16 protein-coding genes and 1 pseudogene are annotated in these 12,274 nt (G+C 62.0%); 4 read left to right on the forward strand and 13 right to left on the reverse strand.

What is annotated here, in order from left to right:
- Both EN935_RS41915 and EN935_RS07715 read left to right on the forward strand, forming a co-directional pair.
- Positions 1 to 120, forward strand: a pseudogene (locus EN935_RS41915) (peroxiredoxin); the annotation flags it as partial.
- A gap of 74 nt (positions 121 to 194) precedes the next feature.
- Entirely contained in the window at positions 195 to 671 is a 477-nt protein-coding gene (locus EN935_RS07715) for a DUF2938 domain-containing protein (RefSeq protein WP_109662277.1), read from the forward strand.
- Positions 672 to 675: 4 nt separating this feature from the next.
- Here the strand turns inward: EN935_RS07715 and EN935_RS07720 are convergent, their stop codons facing one another.
- The 13 genes from EN935_RS07720 to coxB form a co-directional block, all read right to left on the reverse strand.
- Positions 676 to 1,203 (reverse strand): histidine phosphatase family protein, encoded by a 528-nt coding sequence (locus EN935_RS07720; RefSeq protein WP_127265976.1) that lies wholly within the window; start codon positions 1,201 to 1,203, stop codon positions 676 to 678.
- A gap of 97 nt (positions 1,204 to 1,300) precedes the next feature.
- Entirely contained in the window at positions 1,301 to 1,831 is a 531-nt protein-coding gene (gene rnhA, locus EN935_RS07725; protein WP_127373250.1) for a ribonuclease HI, read from the reverse strand.
- An 11-nt stretch (positions 1,832 to 1,842) separates the two neighbouring features.
- Complete coding sequence (locus EN935_RS07730; RefSeq protein ID WP_127373251.1) at positions 1,843 to 2,805, reverse strand: homoserine kinase; 963 nt, start codon at positions 2,803 to 2,805, stop codon at positions 1,843 to 1,845.
- A gap of 5 nt (positions 2,806 to 2,810) precedes the next feature.
- Positions 2,811 to 3,821 (reverse strand): 4-hydroxy-3-methylbut-2-enyl diphosphate reductase, encoded by a 1,011-nt coding sequence (gene ispH, locus EN935_RS07735; RefSeq protein WP_109662268.1) that lies wholly within the window; start codon positions 3,819 to 3,821, stop codon positions 2,811 to 2,813.
- Positions 3,822 to 3,910: 89 nt separating this feature from the next.
- On the reverse strand, positions 3,911 to 4,666 hold the full coding sequence (locus EN935_RS07740; protein ID WP_164757765.1) for an SURF1 family protein: 756 nt from the start codon (positions 4,664 to 4,666) through the stop codon (positions 3,911 to 3,913).
- Positions 4,663 to 5,049 carry a DUF983 domain-containing protein gene (locus EN935_RS07745; RefSeq protein ID WP_164548642.1) on the reverse strand — a complete coding sequence of 129 codons (387 nt, stop codon included), beginning with the start codon at positions 5,047 to 5,049 and terminating at the stop codon, positions 4,663 to 4,665. Before EN935_RS07745 ends, EN935_RS07740 begins: the two co-directional genes overlap by 4 nt.
- Positions 5,050 to 5,070: 21 nt before the next feature.
- Positions 5,071 to 5,562, reverse strand: a complete 492-nt coding sequence (locus EN935_RS07750) for a L,D-transpeptidase family protein (RefSeq protein WP_109662264.1) — start codon at positions 5,560 to 5,562, stop codon at positions 5,071 to 5,073.
- A gap of 91 nt (positions 5,563 to 5,653) precedes the next feature.
- Positions 5,654 to 6,541: a cytochrome c oxidase subunit 3 gene (locus EN935_RS07755; protein ID WP_109662262.1), complete on the reverse strand. Its 888-nt coding sequence runs from the start codon at positions 6,539 to 6,541 to the stop codon at positions 5,654 to 5,656.
- 1 nt (position 6,542) lies between these two features.
- Positions 6,543 to 7,175 carry a cytochrome c oxidase assembly protein gene (locus EN935_RS07760; protein ID WP_126068401.1) on the reverse strand — a complete coding sequence of 211 codons (633 nt, stop codon included), beginning with the start codon at positions 7,173 to 7,175 and terminating at the stop codon, positions 6,543 to 6,545.
- Positions 7,175 to 7,333 carry a hypothetical protein gene (locus EN935_RS07765; protein ID WP_109662257.1) on the reverse strand — a complete coding sequence of 53 codons (159 nt, stop codon included), beginning with the start codon at positions 7,331 to 7,333 and terminating at the stop codon, positions 7,175 to 7,177. Before EN935_RS07765 ends, EN935_RS07760 begins: the two co-directional genes overlap by 1 nt.
- 2 nt (positions 7,334 to 7,335) lie before the next feature.
- Positions 7,336 to 8,280: a heme o synthase gene (locus EN935_RS07770; RefSeq protein ID WP_109662255.1), complete on the reverse strand. Its 945-nt coding sequence runs from the start codon at positions 8,278 to 8,280 to the stop codon at positions 7,336 to 7,338.
- A gap of 76 nt (positions 8,281 to 8,356) precedes the next feature.
- A complete protein-coding gene (ctaD, locus tag EN935_RS07775) occupies positions 8,357 to 10,009 on the reverse strand; it encodes a cytochrome c oxidase subunit I (protein WP_126068400.1) in 1,653 nt (550 codons plus the stop codon).
- A 38-nt stretch (positions 10,010 to 10,047) separates the two neighbouring features.
- Positions 10,048 to 10,947 carry a cytochrome c oxidase subunit II gene (gene coxB, locus EN935_RS07780; protein ID WP_127264917.1) on the reverse strand — a complete coding sequence of 300 codons (900 nt, stop codon included), beginning with the start codon at positions 10,945 to 10,947 and terminating at the stop codon, positions 10,048 to 10,050.
- A 375-nt stretch (positions 10,948 to 11,322) separates the two neighbouring features.
- On the opposite strand from coxB, the gene EN935_RS07785 reads away from it, so the two are divergent.
- Positions 11,323 to 11,862 (forward strand): invasion associated locus B family protein, encoded by a 540-nt coding sequence (locus EN935_RS07785; RefSeq protein WP_109662248.1) that lies wholly within the window; start codon positions 11,323 to 11,325, stop codon positions 11,860 to 11,862.
- 131 nt (positions 11,863 to 11,993) lie between these two features.
- Positions 11,994 to 12,274 (forward strand): DNA gyrase modulator (locus EN935_RS07790; RefSeq protein WP_281034682.1); only part of this gene is annotated, 281 nt, incomplete at its 3' end.

Here is a 12,274-nt window from a genome sequence, read left to right on the forward strand (position 1 = left end):
GGGCTGCGTTCGAAGCGGTTTTCGATGGTCGTCGACGACGGCAAGGTCACCGCGCTCAATGTCGAGACCAAGCCCGGTGTCGACGAGTCCGGCGCGGCTCATATTCTGGGACAGCTCTGAACTTCAGCGAGGCGTCAGGCGGGACCGCAACGACGATCGCTGCAGTCCAGGGCCTGCTTTGGGGGACCCTAGCGATGTTTGACGTCTTCTGGCGCGCTATCGTGATCGGCATCGGCGCCACCGTGCTGATGGATCTCTGGGCCATCTTCCTGCACAAGGCGTTCGGCCAGCCACGGCCGAACTGGGGGCCGGTCGGTCGCTGGGTCTGGCACCTGAGCGACAAGGTCTTCCACGACGATATCGGCAATGCAGTGCCTTACGCGCATGAAAAGGCGCTGGGTTGGGCCTTTCATTATTTTGTCGGCATCGTCTATGGGATCATCCTGGTGGTGCTGGTCGGAGCGGGCTGGCTTGCCGCGCCGACATTCCTGCCGGCCTTCATCCTCGGCATCGTCACCGTCGGCGCCGGCTGGTTCCTGCTGGCGCCCGGCATGGGCGCCGGCTGGGCGGCTTCAAAGCGCCCCAATCCGATGCAGGTCCGCGCGCTCAACCTGGTGTCGCATACTGTGTTCGCGCTCGGGCTTTGGGGCACAGCACTGCTGATCCGCTAAGCTTTTACGGCTGCCCCGGCCTGTCGACCGGCTGCCAGCCGTGGAGAATGCGGCGAGCGCCGATATCGTAAGCGAAATAGTTACCGCCGCCGGCCGGCTGATCCGCTTCGCGGCTGATTTCTCGACCGCTGAGAGACAAGAGCAGGAGCGTTCCCACCCCTCCATGCCCGACGAAAACAATGTCGTCGGCGTCATTGGTACCGAGCACGGTGTCGACCTCGCTCACGATACGATGCTGCGCATCGATAGCTCTTTCCCATCCGCGAATGCTTTCGTGTGGATTGGCAAAGAACTGGTCCGCGACCGTTTCGAACTCCGGCGGCGGCAGGAAACCCGTTGCCGATCGATCGTTCTCATGCATCCGTTCCCTCACCTCGATGACAAGACGCAGATGCGTTGCGAGGATCTCGGCGGTTTCCATCGCCTTGCGTTCAGCCGACGACACGATACGCCGGATCGACCCGATCCAGGGCCGGTCGAGCATTGCAAATGCTCTCGCGCGTCCGATGTCGGATAGCCCCCATTCCGGCATGGGAACGCTGGCATCGACCTGAACCTGGGGATGCGTGACGTAGTAGAGGATCGGCACGATGGAAATTCCCTGCCTGAGATCCGTCCGGCGCCCAAAATTAATAGCTCTGGGTTGAGCGCCGCGCTTTCGCGACCGTCGGCAGTTTTGCTTGCGCAGCCGGCTTTGGTGCAGCAGCAGACTTGAACGGGCCTTTCTTGAACGGCGCCATGCCTTCGCGCGCGAGTTCGTCGGCGCGCTCGTTTTCGGTATGGCCGGCATGGCCCTTGACCCAGTTCCAGGTGACCTTGTGGCGCTTGTTGGCTTCGTCGAGCGCCTGCCTGAGTTCACCGTTCTTCACAGGCTTCTTGTCGGCGGTCTTCCAGCCGTTCTTCTTCCAGCCGTGGATCCACTTGGAAATGCCATCCATGACATATTTGCTGTCGGTGTGAAGCTCGACCGTGCAGGGTTCCTTCAGCGCGTTCAGCGCCGAGATGGCCGCGAGCAGTTCCATGCGGTTGTTGGTCGTCTCGGCCTCACCGCCGGAAAGCTCCTTGGTGGTGCCATTGAAGCGCAGGATCGCGCCCCAGCCGCCGGGGCCGGGATTGCCCGAACAGGCGCCGTCGGTGAAGATTTCAACCTGTTTGCTCATGATACCCCATATCAGGCCAATCCATACTCCGAAGGAGATCTGATCGCCCGGTGGAACCGCATCCTGCGGATATACTCGGTCGGATCGCGTTTCATCACCAGCCCACCATTGGGAACAGTCAGCCAGTCGTACAGCCGGGTCAGCATGAAGCGCAGCGCCGAACCGCGCGCCAGCATCGGCAGCGCCGCCTTCTCCTGGTCGCTCAGGGGACGCACGCTCTGATAGCCGGCAAGCATCGCCTTGCCCTTGGTGAGGTTAAAGGAAAAATCCTTCTCGAAGCACCAGGCGTTGAGGCAGGTGGCGACGTCGTAGGCATAGAGGTCGTCGCAGGCGAAATAGAAGTCGATCAAGCCGGAGAGCTTTTCGCCGAGGAAGAAGACGTTGTCGGGGAAAAGATCGGCATGGATGATGCCTTGCGGCAGGTCTTTCGGCCAGCTCCGCTCGAAATCGGCGAAATCGGCATCGACCTCGGCCGCAAGGCCCGGCTCGACCTCGTCGGCGCGGTCGCGCGCCGCGTTCCAGAGCTTGCGCCAGCCGTCGATGGCCAGCGCATTGGGGCGCGTCATCGAAAAATCGGCGCCAGCCAGATGCAACTCCGCCAACGCTTTGCCGACCTCGGCGCAATGCGTTGCCGCTGGCCGCCGCAGCGAAAGCCCTTCGAGGAAGGTGATGATGACCGCCGGCCGGCCGGCGAGCGTGCCGATGACGGTGCCGTCATGCGCGGTCACCGGCAACGGGCAGGAGACGCCTTTGTTGGCGAGATGGCCCATCAGGCCGAGGAAAAACGGCAGATCCGCCTTCTCGACCCGCTTTTCATAGAGCGTCAGGATGTAGGAACCGCTGGAGGTATGCAGCAGGAAGTTCGAGTTCTCGGTGCCTTCGGCGATGCCCTTGTAGGACAGGAGATCGCCGACCGGATAGTGCTTCAGGAACGCGCCGAGTTCGCCTTCCGCAACGTCGGTGTAGACCGCCATGTGCCTTACGCGGCTCCATTGACGAAGGCCATGTCGGCTCGCGTCAGTTCGACATCGCGCAGTACCCGCATGACCGGAAAATCCTCCGTTTCCGTGGCCGTGATGGCCAGGTCGATCGTGACATCGAAGCGCTGCCGGAACGCATCGATGATCTCGTCGACGATGATTTCGGGCGCCGACGCGCCGGCCGACAGGCCGAGCGTCGAGATGTTGCCGATGTCGTTCCACGGAATCTCGGCGGCGCGCTGCACGAGAAGCGACATCGAGGCGCCGGCACGTTCCGCCACTTCGACAAGGCGCCGCGAATTGGAGGAATTGGGCGCGCCGACGATCAGATAGAGATCGGCGCCGGCGGCGGTCTCCTTGACCGCCTCCTGGCGGTTGGTGGTGGCGTAGCAGATCGATTCTGCCGCCGGCGCCTGCAGGGCTGGAAAGCGATCCTGCAAGGCGCGGATGATGCCGGCGGTGTCCTCGACCGACAAAGTGGTCTGGGTGACGAAGCCGAGCGCCTGCGGGTCGGCAGGCGCAAGCTTGGCGGCATCGGCTTCGGTCTCGATCAGCGTCACCGCTCCGTCCGGCAGCTGGCCCATGGTGCCGATCACCTCGGGATGTCCGGCGTGACCAATCAAAAGCACATGGCGGCCCAGCCGCTGATGGCGCATCGCCTGCTTGTGGACCTTCGATACCAGCGGGCAAGTGGCATCGAGATAGAAGAGATTGCGCGCCTGGGCATCCGCCGGCACCGACTTCGGCACGCCATGCGCCGAGAACACGACCGGGCTCTGGCGGTGTTCGGCCGGGATCTCGGAGAGTTCCTCAATGAAGACGGCGCCAAGGCTTTGCAGCCCCTCGACGACGTAGCGGTTGTGCACGATCTCATGACGGACATAGACCGGCGCGCCATATTTCTTCAGCGCCAGCACGACGATCTGGATGGCACGGTCCACACCGGCGCAAAAACCGCGCGGCTGGCAGAGCCGGATCGTCAAGGGAGGCTTGGTGGTTGTCTGGAGCATTAAATCCTGGCCGGTTCGTCAGCGCCGAAATGAGGCGCCTACCCCCGTCCTGTCAAGGGCGATGGCCCTGTCAAGGGTGTCGGTCGCGTTCATTCCTCTTTCGCTGGGCGGCGAAGCCGCAGGATGAGCACGGCGGCGAGCGCTGCGGCAAGGCCATACCAGGTCATCGCATATTGCAGATGGCTGTTCGGCAGGTCGATGATGGTGACGCCGCCGACCGGCAATCCGCCTGGATTTGGCGTCTTGTCGGCGTCGATGAAGATCGGCACCAGCGCAGCACCCGCCGGCAGCCCGGCGCTCGCCGCCATCACATCGCGGTCCTTCCAGTAGAAGATGTTCTTTGCCACGTCGTTGTCGGGGAGCATCATCGACGGCTTTGCCGGCAGCGGATTGCGGGCAAGTCCCGTGACCGTCACCTTGCCTGTCACCTGTCCCTTGGCGCGCTTGGCGGCATCCTTCAGATCGTAAGGCACGAAGCCGCGATTGATCAGGACGAAGCGGCCATCGTCCAGGGCAAGCGGCGTATAGACGTTGAAGCCAGCGTCACCTTCCCAGGTCGCGTAGAAATGCCGTTCGCCCTGATGCAGGAAGGTGCCGGTGACGGTGACCGGCGTGTAGTCGACGTCCCCAGTGGCGGCGAATTCTTTCTCAACCTCGGCCAGCGGCCGTGGCACCGAATGGGTGCGCTGGTCGATGGTCTCAAGAAGACCTTCCTTCCAGTACAGGCGTTGGACCTGCCAGGTGCCTAGCGCCAGCAGGATCGCGAACAGCCCCAGGCCAAGGCTGAACAGCAATGCCATCCGTGGCCGCGAACGGCCACCGGCTTTGACGGACGCCTCGCTCATTCGCCGCGATCCAGCCGGCCCTCGGCCGCCTTGTTGCGGTATTGCAGGGTGAGCAGCACGCCCTTGATCAGCCGCAGCGCCGTCAGGCACAGCACGACAGCCAGCGGGATCCAGACCAGCAGATGCAGCCAGAGCGGCGGGCTCAGCGTGACTTCAACCCAGAGCGCCAGACCGACAATGAGGAAGCCTATGATCAGGATGACGAAGACCGCCGGCCCGTCGCCGGCATCGGCGTAGGAATAATCGAGGCCGCAATTGACGCAGCGCTTGCCGACAGTGAGGAAACCGGCAAACAGCCGCCCCTCGCCGCAGCGCGGACAGCGGCCGTGCAGGCCTGCCGAAATCGGGTCGATCGGAGGCCAGATCGCCCTATCTTCACTCATGGAAGCGTCGTCGCTCATTGCTTACCGCTCGATCTCGATCGGTGTGCCATCGGCCACCAGTGCCCAGATTTCGTCCATGTCGGAGTCCGTAACCGCAATGCAGCCATCGGTCCAGTCGACCAATTGAAGCAGCCAGCCCCACCAGCCATAACCGTTTGGCTGGCCGTGGATCATGATCATGCCGCCCGCGTCGACATTGCGCGCCTTCGCGCCCGCCAGATCGTCGGTATTGGGATATGAAATATGGATCGACTTATGCGCGATACTGTTCGGGTTGCGCCAGTCGAGGACATAGCTCCCCTCGGGCGTGCGTTGATCGCCCTCTTGGTGCTTGTGCCCGACAGGATCGCCGCCGAGCGCGATGCCGTAGCTTCGCAGGACCTTGCCGTCGCCGATCAGTTCCAGCCGCCGTTCCGACTTGTCGACACGCACCAGATCGACCCTTTCCGCGGCAAGGGCCGGGAATGCCGTGATCGTGAATGCGCAAATCGCCCACGGAATTGTCAGCCGCATGAGCTATCGATCAGCGATCATTGCGCCGAAAAGAAGAAGGCGGCCAAGTTGCCGTGGCCGCCTTTTCGAAATGGAAATCCCAGATGCTAGATCAGTGGCCTTCGATCACCGCGCCGACCGATCCCCAGACGTAGATCGAGGCGAACAGGAACAGCCAGACCACGTCGACGAAGTGCCAGTACCAGGCGGCCGCCTCGAAGCCGAAATGCTGCTTGGGGGTGAAGTCGCCCTTCATCGCCCGGATCAGGCAAACCAACAGGAAAATGGTGCCGATGATGACATGGAAACCGTGGAAGCCGGTCGCCATGAAGAAGGTGGCGCCGTAGATGGAATCCTTGAAACCGAACGGAGCGTGCATGTACTCATAGGCCTGCACCATGGTGAACAGCATGCCCAGGCCGACGGTCAGCACCAGGCCGTTGATCAGCCCCTTTCGATCGCCATGGATGAGCGAATGGTGCGCCCAGGTGACCGTTGTGCCCGACAGCAGCAGGATGATGGTGTTGTAGAGGGGCAAATGGAAGGGATCGAGAACTTCCATGCCCTTCGGCGGCCAGACGCCACCGGTAAATGTGTGGCGCGCGTAGTTCTGTGCCTCGCCGGCAAAAAGGCTGGCATCGAAATAGGCCCAGAACCAGGCAACAAAGAACATCACCTCCGAGGCGATGAACATGATCATGCCATAGCGCAGATGCAGCGACACGACCCGCGTGTGATGGCCCTCATGCGCTTCCTTGATCGTGTCCGACCACCAGGCAAACATGGTGTAGAGGACGATCACGATGCCGATGAAGAACAGCCACGGATTGGCGATGTTGAAGCCGAAGATCGGGAAGCTGCCGCCCTTCAGGTACTCCATCAGGCAGACGCCGCCAAAGGCCATGACGAGCGCCCCTATCGAACCCAGGAAAGGCCATGGGCTCGGGTCGACGAGATGATAGTCATGCTGTGGTTTTGCGTGTGCGTGCGCGTCTGCCATATCAACCCCCGAGATTTGCTTCGGTATTGGAAATTGTCTTGCTATTGCCCTGTGCCGGCTCCGAGGAGGCGACCGGCTTGGTCTTCTCGACCGGGAACATCGTGTAGGACAGGGTTATCGTCTTCACGTCCTTCAGTTCCGGCACGTTGACAATATCGGGGTCCACATAGAACAGGACCGGCATGTCCAGCGTCTCGCCGGGCTTCAGCGTCGTGTCGGTGAAACAGAAACACTCGACCTTGTTGAAGTAGGGACCCGCCAGTTCGGGCTGCACATTGAAGGTGGCACGGCCGGTCACGGGGCGATCGAACTTGTTGGTGGCCTTGTAGTGCGCCTGCACCGTCTCGCCGATCTTCATGGTCATCGAGCGCTGGACCGGTTGGAACTCCCACGGCACGCCGGCGATGTTGGCATCGAAGCGGACGGTGATTTCACGGTCGAGCACGCGGCCGGCATACTGCTTCTCGGCACGCTGTGTCGTGCCGCCATAGCCTGTCGCCTGGCAGAACATCTTGTAGAGCGGCACCGCGGCATAGGCCATGCCGATCATGCCGGTGAAGAAGGCAAGACAGACCGCCGCGACAATGACGTTGCTGTTCTTGCCTGTCGCTTTTTTGGACGTCTCGACGCTCATCACATCGTGCCCAGATTGTGGCCGAACTTCACGATGGTTGCGATGTAGAAAATGACGACCAGCAACGCCAGCGCCACGCCAATGGCGATGGAACGGCTACGCTGGGCCTTCTTCTGACGCTCGGTCAACGTGATAGTCTCGAGCTTTTCTTCGATCATAGTCATGCTCCACCCATGGCAAGCGCGCGTTCGACAACGCTGTCGGCCAGATAGGCAGCGAAGATGGCGAAGAGATAAAGCAACGAATAGGCGAACAAGGCCTTAGCCGGTTTCATCACGCGGTCGTCGTCGGCCATGCCAAGCACTTTCCATGCGTACCAGACAAAACCGACCCCGAGCAGCACGGCGGCCACGCCATAGATCGGCGTGGTGTAACCAAGCAGCCACGGCGCCACCCCGACCGGGGCCAGCACCAGCGCGTAGGCGAAGATCTGGCGGCGCGTCGAGGCGTGTCCGGCGACATTCGGCATCATCGGGATACCGGCCTTGGCGTAGTCCTCGGACTTGAACAGCGCCAGCGCCCAGAAATGCGGCGGCGTCCACAGGAAGATGATCAGGAACAGGATCAGGCTTTCGAGGCTGACCGTTCCGGTCACCGCGGCCCAGCCGATGACTGGCGGAATGGCGCCTGCAGCACCGCCGATGACTATGTTCTGCGGCGTCCAGCGCTTCAGCCACATCGTGTAGACGACGGCGTAGAAGAAGATGGTGAAGGCCAGCAGCGTCGCCGACAGCCAGTTGACCAGCACGCCGAGCGTCATCACCGACAGCACCGAAAGCACCAGCCCGAAGCTCAGCGCCTCGTGCGGCTGGATGCGACCGGCCGGGACCGGACGGCTGGCGGTCCTGGTCATCACCGCGTCGATGTCGGCGTCGTACCACATGTTGAGCGCGCCGGAGGCGCCAGCACCTATCGCAATAGCCAGGATGGCGATCACCGCCAGCAGCGGGTTGATGGTCACCGGTGCGGCGACGAGACCGACAAAGGCGGTGAACACCACCAGCGACATGACGCGCGGCTTCAGCAGGGCGAAGAAATCGCCCGCCGTCGCTTCCGACATGCGAAAGCCCGCTTCGTCAATCAATGGGTCGTCGACAAGGGCCATGCGTACTCAAGTCCATCATTCCGTTGGCCAAAACCGCCGGCGGACCGGCGGTTTCGTATTCGAGAGGGCAGCCGCCTTACTTGATCTTCGGCAGCTGTTCCCACTGGTGGAAAGGCGGCGGCGAAGGCAGCTGCCATTCGAGCGTCGTTGCGCCCTCGCCCCACGGGTTGGCACCGGCAACCCGCTTCTTCTGGAAGGCTTCGAACACGCAGTAGAGGAAGATCAGTACGCCGACGGACGAGATATAGGAGCCAATGGACGACACATAGTTCCAGCCGGCAAACGCATCCGGATAGTCAATGGTGCGGCGCGGCATGCCGGCGAGGCCGAGGAAGTGCTGCGGGAAGAAGATCAGGTTCACGCCGACGAAGGTAACCCAGAAGTGGGTGTTGGCGATGACGGGCGAATACATGTAGCCGGTCATCTTCGGGAACCAGTAGTACCAGCCGGCGAAGATGGCGAACACCGCGCCCAGCGACAGCACGTAGTGGAAGTGCGCGATCACGAAATAGGTGTCATGCAGCGAACGGTCGAGGCCGGCATTGGCCAGCTGGACGCCGGTGACACCACCGATGGTGAACAGGAAGATGAAGCCCAGCGCCCACAGCATCGGCGTCTTGAACGAGATCGACCCGCCCCACATCGTCGCGATCCAGGAGAAGATCTTCACGCCTGTCGGCACCGCGATGACCATCGTGGCGAAGACGAAATAGCGCTGCGTGTCGAGCGACAGGCCGGTCGTATACATGTGGTGCGCCCAGACGATGAAGCCGACGGCGCCGATCGCCACCATGGCGTAGGCCATGCCGAGATAACCGAACACCGGCTTCTTCGAAAAGGTCGAGATGACGTGGCTGATGATGCCGAAGCCCGGCAGGATCAGGATGTACACTTCCGGGTGACCGAAGAACCAGAAAAGGTGCTGGAACAGGATCGGATCGCCGCCGCCATCGGGAGCAAAGAAGGTGGTGCCGAAATTGCGGTCGGTGAGCAGCATGGTGATGCCGCCGGCCAGAACCGGCAACGACAGCAGCAGCAGGAAGGCGGTGACCAGCACCGACCAGGCAAACAGCGGCATCTTGTGCAGCGTCATGCCAGGCGCACGCATATTGAAGATGGTGGTGATGAAGTTGATGGCGCCAAGGATCGACGACGCACCGGCAATGTGGATCGACAGGATCGCCAGATCCATCGCCGGTCCGGGCTGCCCCGAGGTCGAAAGCGGCGGATAAAGCGTCCAGCCGCCGCCGACGCCATACGCGCCCGGCGCGCTCGGCATGAACATCGAGGTGAGCAGCAGGATGAAGGCCGGCGGCAGCAGCCAGAAAGAGATGTTGTTCATGCGCGGGAACGCCATGTCGGGCGCGCCGATCATGATCGGAACCATCCAGTTGGCAAAACCACCGATCAGCGCCGGCATGACCATGAAGAAGATCATGATCAGGGCGTGCGCGGTGGCGAAGGCATTGTACATGCTCTTGCCGCCGTCGATCGCGGCGTCACCGTTCATGCCGTAGACCATCTGCGCCAGACCGCTGAATATCTGGATGCCAGGCTCCTGCAGCTCCATGCGGATGGCGACCGACAAGGCACCGCCGATGATGCCGGCCATGATCGCGAAGATCAGGTAGAGCGTGCCGATGTCCTTGTGGTTGGTCGAATAAACCCAGCGCACCCAGCCGTGATAAGGCTTGTGGTCGTGCCCGTCGTGAGCTGTAGCGTCTGCCATGTTCCGCTCCGTTCCCTAAATCTTGCTAACCCGCGGCATCAGTTGCCAGCGGCCGCTACCTTGTTCTGGCCGTCGACCGCGGCCATCAGCGTCTTGTTGGCGCCGGGCAGATCGGTCTTGGCTGCCGCCAGCCAGGTCTTGAACTGCGCGTCGGAGACGACACGGATGGCGATCGGCATGAAGGCATGGTCCTTGCCGCAGAGCTGCGAGCACTGGCCGTAGTAGAGGCCTTCCTTCTCCGCCTTGAACCAGGTCTCGTTGGTGCGGCCCGGAACGGCGTCGATCTTGATGCCGAACGACGGCATGGCAAAGGAGTGGATCACGTCGGTTGCGGTGACGAGCACGCGGGTCATGGTGTTGACCGGCACCACCAACTCGTTGTCGACGGCGAGCAGGCGCGGATAGACCTTGCGGTCCTCCTTGCCGGCGGCGGCGCGTTCGGTGTCCTGGAGGATCGCGGAGTTGAACGAGAGCGTGTTCTCGGTCTGGTACTCGTAGTCCCAGTTCCACTGGTTGCCGGTCGCCTTGACGGTCAGCTTTGCTTCTTCCGGCGGCGTGTACTGCGCGGTCAGCAGCTGGAACGAGGGAATGGCGAGGCAAAGCAGGATGACCACCGGGCCGACAGTCCAGATCACCTCGATCAGCGTGTTGTGGCTGGTCTTGGACGGAACCGGGTTCGCACTCGCGCGGAATCTGACGATGCAATAGGCGAGAAGGAGCAGCACCAGGATGGTGATCGGGACGATGAACCACATCGTGTAGTTTCCGAACCACTCGATCTGCCGCATCATGTCGGTCGCCGGCGCCTGGAAGGTTGTCTCCCAGTCCTTGGGCTGGTCGGCATGGGCGGATGTGCCAGCGAAAAACGTGACAGCGGCACAAGCACTTAGAAACTTGGCACTTGCTGGAACCTTGGCGTTTGCCAGGAAATTTCTCATCGCCCTCATCGTCTCCCAGTTCCTCGCGGCTGTACCACAAGAATAACGAACAATGCCGGGACGGGAATCCCGACAGTCTCAAGGTGGTTCAAACCATACTCTTTTTCCCTCCGCAAGAAAGGAGCGGACGAAACCGTGCGGCATTTTTGCGCGCAAGCCCGGATGTGCCTTTGAAGGCAGCGGCGGCGGCCCCGAATCGCCTATGCTGGGCCAACGGTGGCATTCCTGCCGGCCGCGCGTGCCGAACGTCGCAATTCGGGCGAAATTGGCAGGGAAAAGCGCCGTATTGGCTTTTTCGGGGCAGACCGGTTGCGGTCTCGTCCTTTACTTGGCTTTGGCGCGGCTTAAAGTGCCGTGATTCGCAATGGAGCCGTCATGATCCCTTGGCTTTCGAGAACCTTGGCGAAGGTCATCTTTCTCGCCGCCCTGTCTGGTGTCGGCTTGTCCGCGATCGGCCTGTCCGGCACGGCCAACGCCGCGCAACCGAGCGGCACGGTACGCTCGACGCATGGCGCGTGGTCGATCATCTGCGACACGCCGGCCGGCGCCACCTCGGAACAATGCGTGATGATGCAGAACGTCGTCGCCGAGGACCGTCCTGAGATGGGGCTGTCGGTCGTCGTGCTGCGTACCGCCGACAACAAGGCGGAGATCCTGCGCGTGCTGGCGCCGCTCGGCGTGCTTTTGCCCAACGGACTCGGTCTCAATGTCGATGGCAAGGATATCGGCCGCGCCTATTTCGTGCGCTGCTTCCAGGACGGCTGCTATGCCGAAGTCATTCTCGAAAAGCCGCTGCTAGACACGCTGAAGACCGGCACGTCGGCCACCTTCATCGTCTTCCAGACGCCGGAAGAAGGCATCGGCATCCCGGTCGATCTCAAGGGTTTTGCCGACGGTTTCGCCGCCCTGCCCTGACGCCCTAGCCTTGCGTCGGCGACCTGTCGGCGAACCGCATTTGTCATCACAACGCGGCTGGACGATTGTCTCGACGCGCCTTCGCGCCTACATCGTGGCAAAGACCCATTCCTCCTGTGAACGGATGCGCCATGAACAGCCTGATCGGCCAATTCGACATTTCAGACGATCGCATCAAGCAGATCGTCGCTGAGACCATCAACGGCGCCGACGACGGCGAGCTGTTCCTCGAATACAGCGAAAGCGAAGCGCTGATGTTCGACAATGGCCGGCTGAAGACCGCCAACTTCAACACCGACCAGGGGTTTGGCCTGCGTGCCGTGGCCGGCGAAGCCAGCGGCTATGCCCATTCCAGCGATCTCTCCGAGGCCTCGCTGCTGCGCGCCGCCGACGCCGTCTCAACCGTCAAGGG

This window comes from Mesorhizobium sp. M7D.F.Ca.US.004.03.1.1 (genome assembly GCF_003998635.1).
Lineage (GTDB): Bacteria > Pseudomonadota > Alphaproteobacteria > Rhizobiales > Rhizobiaceae > Mesorhizobium > Mesorhizobium loti.